Genomic DNA, 17055 nt, shown 5'->3' on the forward strand with positions numbered 1-17055 from the left:
GCGGCCGCCGGCGCCCTGACTCGGAGTCAGCCGGTGTCGGCTCCCGGGCCGGTGGCCTTACAGTCGTCCCGTCCGTCTCGGGAACCGCCCGGGGCCGAGAGAGTGCGAGCACCCATGGACGTGCAGAAGAAGCTCGACGAGATCGTCGCGGCCGTCGGCAGCGCCCGGTCCATGCCCATGTCGGCCTCGTGCGTGATCAACCGCGCCGAGCTGCTCGCCCTCCTCGAAGAGGTGCGGGGCGCCCTGCCGGGTTCGCTCGCACAGGCCCAGGAGCTCATCGGCGGCCGGGAGCAGATGGTCGAGGAGGCCCGCCGCGAGGCCGACCGGATCATCGAGTCGGCGCACGCCCAGCGCGGTTCGCTGATCTCCGACACCGAGGTCGCGCGGCGCTCCCAGGACGAGGCGGACCGGATCCTGGCGGAGGCCCGTCGGGAGGCGGACGAGGTCAAGGCCGAGGCCGACGACTACGTCGACAGCAAGCTCGCGAACTTCGAGGTCGTGCTCACCAAGACCATCGGCTCGGTGGACCGGGGCCGCGAGAAGCTGCTCGGCCGGGGTGCCGGGCTCGACGAGCAGGGATACCCCGACGCCGAAGCGCCCGAGCGCAGCCACGACCCCGAGACGCAGCGGCAGCAGGCGGACGCGTACGTGGACACCAAGCTGGCGACCTTCGAAGCGGTGCTCTCCAAGACCCTGGAGGCCGTCGGCCGGGGCCGGCAGAAGCTGCTGGGCCGCGTGGCCACCGACGACCTCGGCGCGCACATGGCCGCCCAGGACGCGGCGGGGCACCAGCAGTCGCGCTCCTCGAGCGACGCGGACTTCCTGGCCGGGCTGGCCGAGCCGCAGGCGCCGCTGATCCCCGCGCAGGCCCAGCCGGAGCCGGTGTACGACGCGTACTCCTACCAGCAGCCCGTCCAGCAGGACGCCTATGCCTACCAGGACCCGTACGCGGGCTACCAGCAGCAGGGCCGGCAGCCGGACCCGTACGCGGTCTCCTACGAGCAGCAGCCCGACCCGTACGGCGGCTACCAGCAGCCGCAGCAGGGGACCCAGGACCAGCAGGCGGCGCTCGACGAGACCAGCTTCTTCGACACGAGCATGATCAACCTGGACCAGCTGCGCCAGTACGAACAGGGCCGCTGAGTTCGCTTCCGCACCTGGATTGGGCTCAGGGCGAAGCGGCGGGTATCCTGGCTCTTCGGTCGCGCGTATGCACCGCGATCCATGCTGCCCTTGAGTGGCGGAAATCTTGATCTTCAGCAGTCTCCAGTGATTTTGTGAAAGCGGGAACAGCCCTGAACACCCACCTCGACCACCGCAACCCCCTCGTGTTCGACACGCACGAGCTGGGTCGGCGTCCTGGTGCCATGCTGCGGCTGTCCCGCGAGATCGCGGCACCGGCGGACCTCGGTCTCGCCGGTGTCATCGGAGTGCCGGAAGGCAGCCGGCTGAACCTCAAGCTCCGTCTGGAGTCGGTCATGGAAGGGGTGCTTGTCACAGGCACCGCCCGTGGCTCGGCAACCGGGGAATGCGTAAGGTGTCTGGAGGCCGTCGAGTGTGAGCTCAAGGCGGACTTCCAGGAGATGTTCTCGTACCCTGACGCCGACGACCGGATCCGCTCCAAGGCGGAGCCGGCCGACGACGCCGAGGACGACGAGGACACGCTCTTTCTCGAGGACGGTTTGTTCGACCTCGAATCCGTGCTGCGCGATGTGGTGGTGCTCGCACTGCCACTGCAGCCGGTGTGCCGGGAGGACTGTCTCGGACTGTGCCCCGATTGCGGGCTCAGCCTGAACGACGACCCGGACCACCACCATGACGCCGTCGACATCCGTTGGGCGGCACTGCAGGGACTCGTCACCGATCAGGGCGTCGAGAAGGACAATATGAGCGGCACTGCCTCCGACGGAGTTCAGAGCGCCGCCGAGAAGCAGGAGAAGTAGCCGTGGCTGTTCCGAAGCGGAAGATGTCGCGCAGCAACACGCGCCACCGCCGGTCGCAGTGGAAGGCTGCGGTCCCCACCCTGGTTTCGTGTGAGCGTTGCCAGGAGCCGAAGCTCCAGCACATTGCGTGCCCGAGCTGCGGCACCTACAACAAGCGCCAGGTCCTCGAGGTCTGAGCGGCTGGTGAGAGGCGCAATGTCTGAGCTGTCCAACGCTGAGAAGCAGGCAGTCAGTAACAACGCGGCCTCGTCCCACGTGCTTCTGGAAGGGCGGCTCGGGTATCGACTCGAGTCCGCCCTTCTGGTGCGTGCGCTGACCCACCGCTCGTACGCGTACGAGAACGGCGGTCTGCCCACCAACGAACGCCTGGAGTTCCTCGGGGACTCCGTGCTGGGCCTGGTGGTCACGGACACGCTGTACACGACCCACCCCGACCTGCCGGAAGGCCAACTGGCCAAACTGCGGGCCGCGGTAGTCAACTCGCGTGCACTGGCGGAGGTCAGCCGCGGCCTCCAACTCGGCTCCTTCATCCGGCTCGGCCGGGGCGAAGAGGGCACGGGTGGCCGGGACAAGGCCTCCATCCTCGCCGACACCCTTGAAGCGGTGATCGGCGCGGTCTACCTCGACCAGGGCCTCGACGCGGCCTCGGAGCTGGTTCACCGGCTCTTCGACCCGCTCATCGAGAAGTCCTCGAACCTCGGTGCCGGCCTGGACTGGAAGACCAGTCTCCAGGAGCTCACGGCGGCCGAGGGACTGGGCGTTCCCGAATACCTGGTCACCGAGACCGGCCCGGACCATGAGAAGACCTTCACCGCCGCCGCGCGCGTCGGTGGCATCTCCTACGGCTCCGGTGTCGGACGCAGCAAGAAGGAAGCGGAACAGCAGGCGGCCGAGTCCGCGTGGCGCGGTATCAGTACCGCGGCGGGCTCCGAGTCCGGCGCCGCTCCGGCCGAGGTCCAGGCTCCGGCCGGGACCGAGGCTCCGGCTCCGGCCGAGGCCGACGGGGCGACGACCCCCGCCGACCCGGCGCCCGAAGCCTGATCCGTTCTTCCGGGAACTCCCCGCCCCGCCACCTGCTCCGGCAGGAGGCGGGGCGGACCCGTTTCCGGGCGCGAGCCTTGGAGGCGCGGGTCCGGGCAGAGCTTGGGGGCGGGGCGAAGGGCGGGGAGGGGGACGGGCCCCGCGGGCAAGTCGGTACGCTCGCGGGAGAGAGCCCGATCCGAACCCTCCGGAGGAACACCGTGCCCGAGCTGCCCGAGGTCGAAGTGGTGCGGCGCGGGCTGGAACGCTGGGTGGCCGGGCGGACCGTCACGGCCGTCGAGGTGCTGCATCCGCGCGCCGTACGCCGGCACGAGGGCGGCGGCGCCGATTTCGCGGCGCGGCTCACGGGGGAGACCTTCGGGGTGCCGCAGCGGCGCGGCAAGTACCTGTGGCTGCCGCTGGAGGAGCGCGAGCACTCCGTCCTCGGGCACCTCGGGATGAGCGGGCAGCTCCTCGTGCAGCCCGAGGGGGCCCCCGACGAGAAGCACCTGCGCATCCGGGTGCGGTTCGGGGACGACGCCGGGACCGAGCTGCGCTTCGTCGACCAGCGGACCTTCGGCGGACTCTCGCTGCACCCCTGCGTCCCCGACAGCCGGGACGGGCTGCCCGACGTCATCGCGCACATCGCGCGGGACCCGCTGGACCCGCTGTTCGACGAGGCGGCCTACCATCTGGCGCTGCGTGCCAAGCGCACCACGGTGAAGCGGGCGCTGCTCGACCAGTCGCTGATCAGCGGGGTCGGCAACATCTACGCGGACGAGTCGCTCTGGCGCGCCAAGCTGCACTACGAGCGCCCCACGGCCACGCTCACGCGCCCCCGGAGCACGGAACTCCTCGGCCATGTCCGTGACGTCATGAACGAGGCCCTCGCCGTCGGCGGCACCAGTTTCGACAGCCTCTACGTCAACGTCAACGGCGAGTCCGGCTACTTCGACCGGTCCCTCGACGCCTACGGGCGGGAGGACGAGCCCTGCCGGCGCTGCGGCACTCCGATGCGGCGTCGGCCCTGGATGAACCGGTCGAGCTACTTCTGCCCGCGCTGCCAGCGGCCTTCGCGCGTGGCGTCGTAGGCGGACCTGGACGAGAGCACCGCGGGCATGCTGCCCTCCAGCAGCCCGATGAGCGCGTCCACGCGCTGCGCGACCTCGGCGCCGAACGGGGTCAGCTCGTAGTCGACGCGGGGCGGGTTGGTCGGCTGGGCCTCCCGGTTGACGATGCCGTCGCGCTCCAGCGCGTGCAGGGTCTGGGAGAGCATCTTCTCGCTTATGCCGTCCACGCGGCGGCGCAGCTCGTTGAAACGGCACGGCCCCTTGGACAGGGCACCGACCGTGAGGCTGCCCCAGCGACCCGTGACGTGCTCCAGCGTTTCGCGAGACGGGCACGCGCGAGCGAACACATCGAAGGCATCGGAGGCCTGTTCGGGCGCGCCGTCGTCCCCGGCCTCGCCACACCCTGGAGTCTGCATGATTTCAGCCTACTACTGCGCAGCGCCAGCCATCCAGCTTGCGCTTTCGAAAAGTTAGTGCTTTCCTCGGGGTAGTTGCCACGCCGCGCAACGCCGTACCCACCACGGTGTTTTCCGAGGGAGACCCGCCTTGTCTGCAGCCGCTTACACCCCTGTCGTCTCGATCGCCTACCACTCCGGCTACGGCCACACCGCCGTGATCGCCGAGGCCGTCAAGGCCGGCGCCCTCGACGCCGGTGCGACCGTGCACCTGATCAAGGTCGACGAGATCGACGACGCGCAGTGGGAGCTCCTGACCGCGTCCGACGCGATCGTCTTCGGCGCTCCGACCTACATGGGCACCGCCTCCGGCGCCTTCCACGTCTTCGCCGAGGCCACCTCGAAGATCTGGTTCGCGGGCGGCTGGCAGGACAAGGTCGCCGCGGGCTTCACCAATTCCGGCTCCAAGTCCGGCGACAAGGGCAACACCCTCGACTACTTCCAGACCCTGGCCTCGCAGCACGGCATGAGCTGGGTGAACCTGGGCCTGAAGCCGGGCTGGAACTCCAGCACCGGTTCCGAGAACGACATCAACCGCCTGGGCTTCTTCGACGGCGCCGCCGCCCAGTCCAACGGTGACCAGGGTCCCGAGTTCGTCCACAAGGCCGACATCGCCACCGCCGAGCACCTCGGCGGCCGCGTCACCCAGCAGACCCGTGTCCTGCTCGCCGGCCGCGCCGCCCTGGCGTCCATCTGACGGGTCCGGCGGGCTCGACGGACCCGACGGGTCTGACGTACGGCCCGGGCGCCGGGCGCTGCCCGCCCGGCAGGGGCACGGTACGGAGAAACGGGCGGGGGCACGGTCGGGCGCAGCGATATCCGCCGCGCGCGACCGTGCCCCCGCCCGTTTCCGCTGTCAGAAGCCGAAGTCCTGGGTCCACCAGGGGCCGCCGGCGGCGTTGTACATGCCGACGCCCAGGGTGCGGAACTCGCAGTTGAGGATGTTGGCCTTGTGGCCCGGGCTGTTCATCCAGCCCCGCATCACGGCCGCCGCGTCGCCCTGGCCGCGGGCGATGTTCTCGCCGCCCATCCCCGATATGCCGGCCTTGGTGGCGCGGTCCCACGGGGTGTTGCCGTCGGGGTCCGTGTGGTCGAAGAAGCCCCGGACGGCCATGTCCTTGCTGAACGCTCCGGCCAGCCCCGCCAGCGGCGGGTTCGCCCGGACCGGACCGCAGCCGGCCTGTGCGCGCTCCTGGTTCACCAGGGTGAGTACGGCCGTCTCCTCTGCGGAGTGGCCGGCCGAGGTGGGCGGGACCGCCGGGGCCGCGGGGGCGGAAGTCTTCGGTGCGGAAGGCTTCGGCTTCACCGGGGTCGGGGTGGGGCTCGCCTGCGGGGTCTTCGCCGGCTCCGTGGAGGGGGACGGGGAAGGGGAAGGGGAAGGGCTGGCCGACGGGGACGGAGAGGCGGAAGGGGTGGGGGAGGAAGAAGAGGGGCGGGTGCTCGCTCCCGCTGAGGCCCGGCCGGAGAGGTTGGCGAGGCCGCCCTGCTGCTCCAGCGCGCTCTCGGGGCTCGGCGAGGCCTGGGCCTCGGCCTCCGCGGTCTTCGCGTCGGAGCCGGCGGCCGTGACCCCTACGTAGGGGAAGGAGGAGCCGACCGGGACGACGCCCGTGGTGACGGCCGCCGTGCCGAGGGCGACGGCCACGGATGCGCCGAGCAGGCCGCCTCGCAGGGCGGCGCGGCGCTTGCCGCCGGGGCGCGGCGCGGCGTGGAGTCGGTGGCGTCCCATCGCGGCTCACCTTCCTGAGGTTCGGGTTCAGCAGTTCAAGATCAACCTTTACTCACCCAAATGGGTGAGCTCATTGCTGCGCGACTGTACGCCATGGCGACAGGGGGTGAGGTGACCCGGAATTGTTTGCCCGGTTAGCGTTCACGCATGAATGAAGATGTGCGGATGACCGCCTGGGTGCGCGGCCGTGTACAGGGAGTGGGCTTCCGCTGGTTCACCAGGGCCAACGCCATGGAGATCGGCGGACTGACCGGCTTCGCGCTCAACCTGGACGACGGGCGAGTACAGGTGGTGGCAGAAGGTCAACGTGAGAATTGCCACCGGCTCCTGGCATGGCTGCACGGCGCCGACACGCCCGGGAACGTGGACGGAGTGACAGAGATCTGGGGCACGCCGCGCGGCGGCTACGACGGGTTCGCGATCCGGTGAGCGATCGACTGATCATGCACTGAACAGATCGCCGGATGGTCCGCATGCGGTCGGAACTGCGCATTCGTCGCCGACGCGTTGCCGACGCGGTGGATCCGTGGAAGGCTCGGAGACGAGGATGATCTCCACGCCCCTTGCGGGGGCCGGGATGCCCGCCGATACGGGGCGTGATCGTGTTGACCGTCAAACTTTTTGGTGAGACGCTGGAAGCCCCGCGCATCCTGAGCTGTTTGGCAGTGCTGGCAGTACACAGTGTCAGCGAAAGATCGATGCAGTGACTGACAGTCGCTGCCGGACATCCGCGGGTGCGATTCCCTCACGACCCACACCGCTTCGGTCGGTCACTCAGTGTGGAGGACCATCCATCATGGCAAAGGCGCTTCTCGGTTACGTCGGCGGTTCCGACCCGCGACTCCTCGCCGAGATGCGACGGCTTCAGCAGCGCGTCCAGGACCTCGAGTCCGAGCTCGGACGAATCCAGTCCGAAAACGACGCTCTGAACGCGGCCGCCGCACAGCACGGAGACTCGTTGCTTGACAGCATCGACCTCGACGTACCCCAGGCGGAGCCTGCGCTCACCTGATCCGCGCTCCCTCGTCGCTCGATCAACAGAACCGCATGATCTGCAAGGGACGCTTCGGCGTCCCTTCTTTCTTTCCGCTCTTCCCTTCTCTGCTTTCCTTCCGCCTTTCCCACCTCGGACAAGGCCGCCGGGCGGCGTTGCGCCAGGTGGGGGGCCCATTCCTTTAACGTCTGATCTGCCCTGCACCTTCATGGGCGAAACCGAACGTGAAAGGTAGAGTCCGGCGGCGTGCACCTCAAGTCCCTGACCCTGCGTGGCTTCAAATCATTCGCCTCCGCAACCACCCTGCGCTTCGAGCCTGGCATCACCTGTGTCGTGGGCCCCAACGGCTCCGGCAAGTCCAATGTGGTGGACGCGCTCTCCTGGGTCATGGGCGAACAAGGGGCCAAGTCCCTGCGCGGCGGGAAGATGGAAGACGTCATCTTCGCCGGCACGACCGGACGCCCTCCGCTCGGCCGCGCCGAGGTCTCGCTCACCATCGACAACTCCGACGGCGCGCTGCCCATCGAGTACGCCGAGGTCACCATCACGCGGATCATGTTCCGCGGCGGTAGCAGCGAGTACCAGATCAACGGCGACACCTGCCGCCTCCTCGACATCCAGGAACTGCTCTCCGACTCCGGCATCGGCCGCGAGATGCACGTCATCGTCGGACAGGGCCAGCTGGACTCCGTACTGCACGCCGACCCGATGGGCCGCCGCGCCTTCATCGAGGAGGCGGCCGGGGTGCTCAAGCACCGCAAGCGCAAGGAGAAGGCGCTGCGGAAGCTGGACGCGATGCAGGCCAACCTCGCGCGCGTGCAGGACCTGGGCAACGAGCTGCAGCGGCAGCTGAAGCCCCTGGGCCGGCAGGCGGCCGTGGCCCGGCGGGCGGCCGTGATCCAGGCGGACCTGCGGGACGCGCGACTGCGGCTGCTCGCCGACGACCTCGTGACGCTCAAGGGCGCGCTCGACGCGGAGATCGCGGACGAGGCGGCCCTGAAGGAGCGCAAGGAGGCGGCCGAGGCACAGCTCGCGGCGGCGGTGCGGCGGGAATCCGAACTGGAGGAGGCCGTACGCGAACTCGCGCCGCGGCTCCAGCGGGCACAGCAGACCTGGTACGAGCTGTCGCAGCTCGCCGAACGCGTCCGCGGGACGGTGTCGCTGGCGGACGCCCGGGTCACCTCCTCCTCGGCTCCGGCAGAGGAGGAGCGGCGGGGCCGGGACCCGGAGGAGATGGAGAAGGAGGCCGCGCGGATCCGCGAGCAGGAGGCGGAGCTGACGGCGGCGCTGGAGGCGGCCGCGCGGGCACTGGAGGACACGGTCGCCCACCGGGCCGACCTGGAGCGCTCGCTGGCCGACGAGGAACGGCGGCTGCGGGACGTGGCGCGGGCCATCGCCGACCGGCGCGAGGCGCTGGCGCGGCTGACGGGCCGGCTCGGCGCGGCCCGCTCCCGCGCGGGCGCGGCCCAGGCGGAGATCGACCGGCTGGTGCTGGCGCGGGACGCGGCGCGGGCGCGGGCGGAGGAGGCGCGCGAGGAGTACGAGGCGCTGGCGGAGGAGGTCGGGGAGGAGTCCCCGGGGGCGGCTCCCGCTCCGGGATCCGCTTCTGCTTCGGCTTCCGCGTCGGGGGAGTACGAGGCGGCACGGGCCGAGCTGGCGGCGGCGGAAGCCGGACTCGGGGAGACCCGGGACGCGTTGGCGGCGGCGGAGCGTTCGAGGGCGGCGGTGTCGGCGCGACGGGATGCCCTGGCGATGGGGCTGCGCCGCAAGGACGGTACGGCGGAACTGCTCGCCGCGCGGCTGGAGGGACTGCTGGGGCCGGCGGCGCAGCGGCTGTCCGTGACCCCGGGGTACGAGGTCGCTGTGGCGGCGGCGCTGGGCGCGGCGGCGGACGCGGTGGCCGTCACCTCGACGGCGGCGGCGGCCGGGGCGATCCGGTACCTGCGGGACGGGGAGGCGGGGAGGGCCGCGTTCCTCGTCGCTCCGGGGGCGGTCGCCTCCGGAGGTCCGGCGGGCATCGGGGTCCCGGGCCAGGCCCAGGCCCAGACCCAGACCCAGACCCAGACCCAGGCCTTGGACTCGGCCCGGGGCTCGGGGCCGGGAAGCGGTGTTGGCTCCGGGGGTCGGGAGCAGGTTTCCGGGGCCGATTCGGCAGGTTCGGCCGGTGGGGTCGGGGCCGGGGCGGCTTTCCCCCACCCCGCCCCTTCCCGGAACCGGGGCTCCGCCCCGGACCCCGCGCCTCAAACGCCGGCGAGGCCGAGTGTGCCGGGTCCGGTGTCGGCGAGCCCGGGTGCGCCGGGTGCCGTGGCGCCGGTGTCGGCGGGGCCGGGTTCCGTGGGGTCGGTGCGGGTGGGGGAGATGGTGCCCGCTGCGGGGCTCGTGCAGGGGGAGGCCGAGGTGGTGCGGGCCGTGGCCTGGGTGTTGCGGGACTTCGTGGTGGTCGAGGGGCTCGATGAGGCCGAGGCGCTGGTGGCCGCGCGACCCGAGCTGCTGGCAGTGACCGCCGAGGGGGACGTGCTCGGGGCGCACCTCGCGCACGGCGGGTCCGCCGGGGTGCCGAGCCTGATCGAGGTGCGGGCCGCCGTCGACGAGGCGGCCGCGGAGCTGGCCCGGCTGGACGGCCGGTGTCTGGTGCTGGCGGGTGAGAAGGCGGCCGCCGATGCGCGCCGGGTGGCGGCCGGGGCCCGGGTCGAGGAGCTCGGGGAGCTCCGGCGGGCCGCCGAGCGGGCCCGGGCCGGGGTCGCGCAGCAGCTCGGGCGGCTCGCAGGGCAGGCGAAGGGGGCGCTGGGCGAAGCCGAGCGTGCCGCCGTGGCCGCGGCCACGGCGCAGGACGCGCTGGAGCAGGCGCTGGCCGACGTGGAGGAGTGCGCGGAACGGCTCGCTGTCGCCGAAGACATGCCCGCGGAGGAGGAGCCGGACACCTCGTGCAGGGACCGGCTCGCGGCCGACGGGGCGAACGCGCGGCAGACCGAGATGGAGGCCCGGCTGCAGCTCAGGACCCACGAGGAGCGGGTGAAGGGGCTCGCGGGCCGGGCCGATTCCCTCGACCGCGGGGCCAGGGCCGAGCGGGAGGCCCGTGCCAGGGCCGAGCGCCGCCGGGAACGGCTGCGGTACGAGGCGCAGGTGGCCGCGGCCGTCGCCGCCGGAGCCCGCCAGCTGCTCGCGCACATCGAGGTGTCGCTGACCCGCGCCGTCGGGGAGCGCACGTCGGCCGAGTACGCGAAGGGCGTGCGGGAGCGCGAGCTCGACGAGGCCCGGGGCCTGGGCCGCGGCCTGAAGGGCGAGCTCGACAAGCTGACGGACTCCGTGCACCGGGGCGAGGTGCTCGGCGCCGAGAAGCGCATGCGGATCGAGCAGGTGGAGAGCCGTGCGCTGGAGGAGTTCGGGATGGCGGCCCAGGGGCTCGTCGCCGAGTACGGGCCCGACCAGCCGGTGCCGCCGAGCCCGTCCGCGGACGGGGAGGACCGGGACGCCGGGGAGGGGGAGGCCGGGCCGGAGCCCTTCGTACGCGCGCGGCAGGAGAAGCGGCTGAAGGCGGCCGAGCGGGCCTACCAGCAGCTCGGCAAGGTCAATCCGCTGGCGCTCGAGGAGTTCGCGGCGCTGGAGGAGCGGCACAAGTTCCTCAGCGAGCAGCTGGAGGACCTGCGTAAGACCAGAGCCGACCTCCTGCAGGTCGTGAAGGAGGTCGACGAGCGGGTCGAGCAGGTCTTCACGGAGGCCTACCGGGATACGGCCCGCCAGTTCGAGGGGGTGTTCTCGCGGCTGTTCCCCGGCGGCGAGGGCCGGCTGATCCTGACGGATCCGGACAACATGCTCACCACGGGCGTGGATGTCGAGGCCCGGCCGCCGGGCAAGAAGGTCAAGCGGCTGTCGCTGCTCTCGGGCGGCGAGCGCTCGCTGACCGCTGTGGCGCTGCTGGTCTCCATCTTCAAGGCGCGGCCCAGCCCGTTCTACGTGATGGACGAGGTCGAGGCCGCGCTCGACGACACCAACCTCCAGCGGCTGATCCGGATCATGGAGGAGCTGCAGGAGAGCTCGCAGCTGATCGTGATCACGCACCAGAAGCGGACCATGGAGGTCGCCGACGCGCTCTACGGGGTCTCGATGCAGGGCGACGGGGTATCGAAGGTCATCAGCCAGCGGCTGCGGTGACGGGACGGCCGGGTGCGGCGGGGCGGCGCGGGTGCGGCGGGGCGGCCGGAAGAGGTCGGGCGGGCCAGGTGCGGCGGGACGGCCGGAAGAGGCCGGGCGGGGCCGGGTGTGACGGGGCGTCCGGGCGGGGTCGGATGAGGTCAGGCGGGTCCGGATGAGGCCGGGCGGGGTGTGGCCGGGCCCGTCCGGGGCAGGCGCGCCACCGATGGCCCTTCCGGATGGTGCGCGATCTTGACCTGTGCGCCACTGGGAGGGATCACACCCTCAGCCCGTCACCGCAGCCGGCACGCAGGAGCGCACCTTGAGCAGCAGCACGACGCGGCCCCAGGATCCGGGCGGCGGCCACGTGTCGCAGCCCGACCACCTCGGGCACGTCATCTTCATCACCGCGGCCGCCGCGATGGGCGGGTTCCTCTTCGGTTACGACAGCTCCGTCATCAACGGCGCCGTCGAGGCCATCCGCGACCGCTTCGACGTCGGCTCGGCGACCCTCGCCCAGGTGATCGCCGCCGCTCTGATCGGCTGCGCCCTCGGCGCGGCCACCGCGGGCCGCATCGCCGACCGGATCGGCCGGATCCGCTGCATGCAGATCGCCGCCGTCCTCTTCACCGCGAGCGCCATCGGCTCGGCCCTGCCCTTCGCCCTCTGGGACCTGGCCGTTTGGCGCGTCATCGGCGGCTTCGGCATCGGCATGGCCTCGGTGATCGGCCCCGCCTACATCGCGGAGGTCTCCCCGCCCGCCTACCGGGGCAGGCTCGCCTCCTTCCAGCAGGCCGCCATCGTCATCGGCATCGCCATCTCGCAGCTGGTCAACTGGGGCATCCTGAACCTCGCCGACGGCGACCAGCGCGGCAAGATCGGCGGCCTGGAGGCCTGGCAGTGGATGCTGGGCGTCATGGTGGTTCCGGCCGTGCTCTACGGCCTGCTCTCCTTCGCCATCCCCGAGTCCCCGCGCTTCCTCGTATCGGTCGGCCGCATGGAGAAGGCCAAGACGGTCCTGCGGGAGGTCGAGGGCGAGGGCATCGACGCCGACGCCCGCGTCCGCGAGATCGACAGCGCCATCCACTCGGAGCATAAGTCCACCTTCAAGGACCTCCTCGGCGGCGGTTTCGGCTTCCTGCCGATCGTCTGGATCGGCATCGGCCTCTCCGTCTTCCAGCAACTCGTCGGCATCAACGTGATCTTCTACTACAGCTCCTCGCTGTGGCAGTCGGTCGGCATCGACCCGAGCTCCTCGTTCCTGTACTCCTTCGAGACCTCGGTCGTGAACATCGTCGGTACGGTGATCGCGATGGTCTTCGTGGACCGCATCGGCCGCAAACCCCTCGCGCTCATCGGGTCCGTGGGCATGGCGATCTCCCTCGCGCTCGCCGCCTGGGCCTTCTCGTACAAGGACACCAGCGGCGGCGACATCGCCCTGCCGCACGCCCAGGGTCTCGTGGCCCTCATCGCGGCCAACTGCTTCGTGCTCTTCTTCGCCCTGTCCTGGGGCGTGGTGGTCTGGGTCCTGCTCGGCGAGATGTTCCCCGGCCGCATCCGCGCCGCGGCCCTCGGCGTGGCGGCCGCCGCCCAGTGGATCGCCAACTGGGTCATCACCGTCTCGTTCCCGACGCTCTCGGACTGGAACCTGTCCGGTGCGTACGTCATCTACGCGGTCTTCGCCGTGCTCTCGATCCCGTTCATCCTCAAATGGGTGCCGGAGACCAAGGGCAAGGCGTTGGAGGAGATGGGCTGACCATCCCGCCGACAGCCCCTCTCCTCCGGGCGCCGCTGCCCCGTCTCAGTCCTTGAGGCGGGGCAGTACCTGTTCGCACAGGAGCTGCAGGCTCCGCCAGCCCTCGTCCACGGGCATCCCGCCGCACAGCGGGTGCAGCACCAGGTTTCCCGCCTCGCCGGCGCCGCGGGCGTACGCGACCGCCTCGTCCGGGGTCAGGATGCGGTACACCCCCTCGGCGCGCAGCTCCGCCACGGTGGTCGCGCCCGACCGCACCGCGCTGCGGATGTCCTTGGACTGCCAGGAGGCGTACATCCCGGCCTCGTGCAGGAAGCGCTCGCCGTACTGGTCCCACGCCCGGTCCGGGTCCTCCGCGATGTGCAGCAGCGGGGTCTCGGCCGCCGGCATCATGCAGAAGCCCTCCGTGCCGTACTCCGCGAGCTTCGCGTTGTAGTACGCCTCCAGCTCGGGCAGGTGCGCGCTCGGGAAGAACGGCAGCCCCAGGCGGGCCGCCCGGCGGGCCGCCGCCTCCGAGCTGCCGCCGACCAGGAGCAGCGGGTGCGGCTGGGTGAAGGGCCGCGGGGTGACCCGTACGGTACGGCCGCGGAACTCGAACGGCTCGCCGGTCCACGCCTTCAGCAGGGTCTCCAGCAGCTCGTCCTGGAGCTTGCCGCGCCGGCCCCACTCCACGCCGTGCTGCTCGTACTCCTCGGGCCGGTAGCCGATGCCGGCCACCGTGACGAGGCGGCCGCCGCTGAGCAGGTCCAGTACGGCGATGTCCTCGGCCACCTTCAGGGGGTCGTACAGCGGGCCGATGATCGCCGAGACGGTGACCGCGATCCGGCGGGTGGCGCCGAAGACCGCGCCCGCGAAGGCGAAGGGGGAGGGCAGCCAGTTGTTGTCGGTGCCGTGGTGCTCCTCGGTCTGGATGGTGTCGATCCCGCGGTCGTCCGCGTACTTCGCCATCTCCAGCGCGGCCTTGTAGCGGGCGGAGAGGGTTTCCGGGGTGCCGTTCGGGTCGATGAGGTTGAACCGGGCCACGGTGATGGGCATGGAGAAGTCCCCCTTCGCCGGAGGTGGGTGGGCGGGCGAAGGGGGACGTTAGCTGACGTGGCGTCAGTTGGACAGGGATCCGGCGGGGGCCGGCTCCTGCGCCGCGGCCTCCGCGGCCTCCGGGACGGCCTCCGCGGCCTGCGGCGCCGCCGGGGTGCGCGGCAGGGCCGCGTACAGGACGGCCGAGGTGACGATGCCCGCCACCCAGCCCAGGCCGTTCTGCCCGATCCAGGTGGTGGCCAGCGGGCCGCTGAACCAGTCGACCTTCGTGAACAGCAGGCCCACCACCAGGGCCAGGCCCCAGGCGGTCATGGCCTGCCAGGCGAAACCGCCCCGGTACCAGTACGCGCTGCTGCGCGTGGTGTCCAGCAGTGCGGCCCCGTCGTAGGTGGTGCGGCGCAGCATGTCCACGCCGAAGACGCCGATCCACGCGGAGAAGGCCACGGCCAGCAGGGTCAGGAAGGAGATGAACGAACCGAAGAAGCTGGTCGCGACCACCATCAGCAGGAAGCCGAAGACCAGGCTGATGACGGCGTTGACGCTGACCGCCGCCGCGCGCGGGACCTTGATGCCGAGGGTCTGGGCGGTGAAGCCCGCCGAGTACATGGACATCGAGTTGATGAGCAGCATGCCGACGAGCGCGATCAGCAGGTACGGGACCGCGATCCAGGTCGGCAGCAGTTCGCCGATGAAGGACACCGGGTCCTGCGCGGTGGCCAGGTCGGGAGTGGCGACGGCCATCACCGCGCCCATGAGCACCATCGGGATCACGACGACGGCCGCGCCGCCGATGGTCGCGCCGACCATGCCCCTCGCGGAGGCGGTGCGGGGCAGGTAGCGGGTGAAGTCCGGGCCGGACGGGACCCAGCTGATGCCGCCGGCCGCGATGGTGCCGATGCCCGCGATCATCATCGCGGTGGAGCCGGCGGGCTTGGCGAAGACGGCGGACCAGTCGGTCTCGGCGATCAGGTAGCCCAGCAACAGCACGCTGAAGGTGCCGAAGAGGTACGTGGACCACTTGGAGCAGACGCGCAGCGCGTTGATGCCGAGGCCGGAGACCAGGAAGGTGCAGCCGACGAAGAAGAGCAGGGTGACGACGATCAGCGCGGTGTTCTTCTTGATCCCGAAGACCAGGTCGAGGACGGTCAGGACGGCGTAGGCGCCGCTGACCGCGTTGATGGTCTCCCAGCCCCAGCGGGCGACCCAGATCAGCGCGCCGGGGAAGAGGTTGCCGCGCTGGCCGAAGACGGCCCGGGAGAGCGCCATGCCGGGGGCTCCGCCGCGCTTGCCCGCGATGGATATGAGTCCGACGATCCCGTAGGAGACGACGGGCGCGGCGATCGCGACGACGAGCACCTGCCAGATGTTCAGCTTGTTGAAGATGACGAGACCGGCGCCCATGGTCAGCAGCAGCACGCTGATGTTGGCGGCGACCCAGGTCGGGACGAGCTCGCGGACCCGGCCGCGGCGCTCGGCGTCCGGGACGGGCTCCAGGCCGCGCGACTCGACGGCGGTCTCGGCAGGCATACGTGTACTCCGTGGGGGAGGCGGGGCGTGATGGGGGGCTGCTCATCATCGTAGATTTGCCGCAAAAACCACAAACAGAGGCTTACGGCCTGGTATGAACCTCCAGGGTCCCCGCCCCGGCGTGCGCGTGGCCGATACTGGACGCGTTATGGAAATCCTCATCCTTGCCGTAGTCATCGCCCTGGTCGCGGTCGGTGCGATCAGCGGGCTCGTGGTCAGCAGCCGCAAGAAGAAGCAGCTGCCCCCCACGGCCCCGCCCAGCACGCCGACCATCACTGCCCCGCCCGCCGAACCGCAGGTGGGGGAGGACGCCGCACCGACGGCGGAAGAACCGCGCCGCACGATCGAGGAGGTCGCCCTCCCCGACGCGGAGGCCGCCCTCGAATCGCCGGTCGCGGTCGAGGACCCGGTCGTCGAGGCCCCGCCCGCCCCCGAGATCGAGGTGCCCGAGCCCACCGCCGGCCGCCTGGTCCGGCTGCGCGCCCGCCTCGCCCGGTCGCAGAACACGCTCGGCAAGGGGCTGCTCACGCTGCTCTCCCGCGAGCACCTCGACGAGGACACCTGGGAGGAGATCGAGGAGACCCTCCTCATCGCCGACGTGGGTGTCGCGCCGACCCAGGAGCTGGTGGACCGGCTCCGCGAGCGGGTCAAGGTGCTCGGCACCCGTACCCCCGCCGATCTGCGCGCCCTGCTGAAGGAGGAGCTGGTCACGCTCCTCGGCACCGACTTCGACCGCGCGGTGAAGACCGAGAGCGGCGTGGACACCCCCGCCGTGATCATGGTCGTCGGCGTGAACGGCACCGGCAAGACCACCACCACCGGCAAGCTCGCCCGCGTGCTCGTCGCCGACGGCCGCAGCGTCGTGCTCGGTGCGGCGGACACCTTCCGCGCCGCCGCCGCCGACCAGCTCCAGACCTGGGGCGACCGGGTCGGGGCGCGCACCGTGCGCGGCCCCGAGGGCGGCGACCCGGCCTCGATCGCCTACGACGCGGTCAAGGAGGGCATCGCCGAGGGCGCCGACGTGGTGCTCATCGACACGGCGGGCCGTCTGCACACCAAGACCGGTCTGATGGACGAGCTCGGCAAGGTCAAGCGCGTCGTGGAGAAGCACGGCCCGCTCGACGAGATCCTGCTGGTCCTGGACGCCACCACCGGGCAGAACGGCCTGACCCAGGCCCGCGTCTTCGCGGAGGTCGTGGACATCACCGGCATCGTGCTGACCAAGCTCGACGGCACCGCCAAGGGCGGCATCGTCATCGCCGTCCAGCGCGAGCTCGGCGTCCCGGTCAAGCTCATCGGCCTCGGTGAGGGTGCGGACGACCTGGCGCCCTTCGAGCCGGAGGCCTTCGTCGACGCCCTGATCGGCGACTGACCGCCCCCGACGCTCCTACGCCGGCCAGT

The 17055-nt window shown here is 71.4% G+C and carries 15 protein-coding genes; 11 read left to right on the forward strand and 4 right to left on the reverse strand.

The genetic code is table 11. From position 1 onward, the window contains the following. The first annotated feature begins 114 nt into the window (after positions 1-114). From OG247_RS30130 to mutM, 5 genes are all read left to right on the forward strand, one after another. On the forward strand, positions 115-1143 hold the full coding sequence (locus OG247_RS30130; RefSeq protein WP_327255136.1) for a cell division initiation protein: 1029 nt from the start codon (positions 115-117) through the stop codon (positions 1141-1143). A 134-nt stretch (positions 1144-1277) separates the two neighbouring features. Then, entirely contained in the window at positions 1278-1943 is a 666-nt protein-coding gene (locus tag OG247_RS30135; RefSeq protein ID WP_266904102.1) for a YceD family protein, read from the forward strand. 2 nt (positions 1944-1945) lie between these two features. Then, entirely contained in the window at positions 1946-2119 is a 174-nt protein-coding gene (rpmF, locus tag OG247_RS30140; RefSeq protein ID WP_003965982.1) for a 50S ribosomal protein L32, read from the forward strand. 19 nt (positions 2120-2138) lie between these two features. Then, a complete protein-coding gene (gene rnc / locus OG247_RS30145) occupies positions 2139-2984 on the forward strand; it encodes a ribonuclease III (protein ID WP_327255137.1) in 846 nt (281 codons plus the stop codon). A 200-nt stretch (positions 2985-3184) separates the two neighbouring features. Further along, positions 3185-4054: a bifunctional DNA-formamidopyrimidine glycosylase/DNA-(apurinic or apyrimidinic site) lyase gene (gene mutM / locus OG247_RS30150; protein ID WP_327255138.1), complete on the forward strand. Its 870-nt coding sequence runs from the start codon at positions 3185-3187 to the stop codon at positions 4052-4054. Here the strand turns inward: mutM and OG247_RS30155 are convergent. Beyond that, on the reverse strand, positions 4009-4449 hold the full coding sequence (locus tag OG247_RS30155) for a winged helix-turn-helix transcriptional regulator (RefSeq protein WP_327255139.1): 441 nt from the start codon (positions 4447-4449) through the stop codon (positions 4009-4011). The genes mutM and OG247_RS30155 overlap by 46 nt on opposite strands. A gap of 130 nt (positions 4450-4579) precedes the next feature. On the opposite strand from OG247_RS30155, the gene OG247_RS30160 reads away from it, so the two are divergent. Then, on the forward strand, positions 4580-5185 hold the full coding sequence (locus OG247_RS30160; protein ID WP_327255140.1) for a flavodoxin family protein: 606 nt from the start codon (positions 4580-4582) through the stop codon (positions 5183-5185). 159 nt (positions 5186-5344) lie between these two features. Here the strand turns inward: OG247_RS30160 and OG247_RS30165 are convergent, their stop codons facing one another. Further along, positions 5345-6214: a CAP domain-containing protein gene (locus OG247_RS30165; protein WP_327255141.1), complete on the reverse strand. Its 870-nt coding sequence runs from the start codon at positions 6212-6214 to the stop codon at positions 5345-5347. Between the two features lie 147 nt (positions 6215-6361). On the opposite strand from OG247_RS30165, the gene OG247_RS30170 reads away from it, so the two are divergent. The 4 genes from OG247_RS30170 (at position 6362) to OG247_RS30185 (ending at position 13095) form a co-directional block, all read left to right on the forward strand. Next, positions 6362-6643 carry an acylphosphatase gene (locus OG247_RS30170; protein WP_254385759.1) on the forward strand — a complete coding sequence of 94 codons (282 nt, stop codon included), beginning with the start codon at positions 6362-6364 and terminating at the stop codon, positions 6641-6643. Positions 6644-7010: 367 nt separating this feature from the next. After that, positions 7011-7226 carry a hypothetical protein gene (locus tag OG247_RS30175; protein ID WP_030227372.1) on the forward strand — a complete coding sequence of 72 codons (216 nt, stop codon included), beginning with the start codon at positions 7011-7013 and terminating at the stop codon, positions 7224-7226. A gap of 228 nt (positions 7227-7454) precedes the next feature. Beyond that, positions 7455-11360, forward strand: coding sequence for an AAA family ATPase (locus OG247_RS30180; RefSeq protein ID WP_327255142.1), 3906 nt, complete (start codon positions 7455-7457; stop codon positions 11358-11360). A gap of 301 nt (positions 11361-11661) precedes the next feature. Next, the gene (locus tag OG247_RS30185; RefSeq protein WP_327255143.1) at positions 11662-13095 is read left to right on the forward strand and encodes a sugar porter family MFS transporter; all 1434 of its coding nucleotides are present in this window, start codon (positions 11662-11664) and stop codon (positions 13093-13095) included. 45 nt (positions 13096-13140) lie between these two features. Here OG247_RS30185 and OG247_RS30190 read toward each other — a convergent pair whose 3' ends face one another. Together OG247_RS30190 and OG247_RS30195 are read right to left on the reverse strand one after the other, a co-directional pair. Beyond that, positions 13141-14127, reverse strand: a complete 987-nt coding sequence (locus tag OG247_RS30190) for an LLM class flavin-dependent oxidoreductase (RefSeq protein WP_327255144.1) — start codon at positions 14125-14127, stop codon at positions 13141-13143. Between the two features lie 63 nt (positions 14128-14190). Next, positions 14191-15654 carry a cytosine permease gene (locus tag OG247_RS30195; RefSeq protein ID WP_327255145.1) on the reverse strand — a complete coding sequence of 488 codons (1464 nt, stop codon included), beginning with the start codon at positions 15652-15654 and terminating at the stop codon, positions 14191-14193. A 148-nt stretch (positions 15655-15802) separates the two neighbouring features. On the opposite strand from OG247_RS30195, the gene ftsY reads away from it, so the two are divergent. Further along, complete coding sequence (gene ftsY / locus OG247_RS30200) at positions 15803-17026, forward strand: signal recognition particle-docking protein FtsY (RefSeq protein ID WP_327255146.1); 1224 nt, start codon at positions 15803-15805, stop codon at positions 17024-17026. Positions 17027-17055: the final 29 nt, after the last annotated feature.

This window comes from Streptomyces sp. NBC_01244 (assembly GCF_035987325.1).
GTDB lineage: Bacteria > Actinomycetota > Actinomycetes > Streptomycetales > Streptomycetaceae > Streptomyces.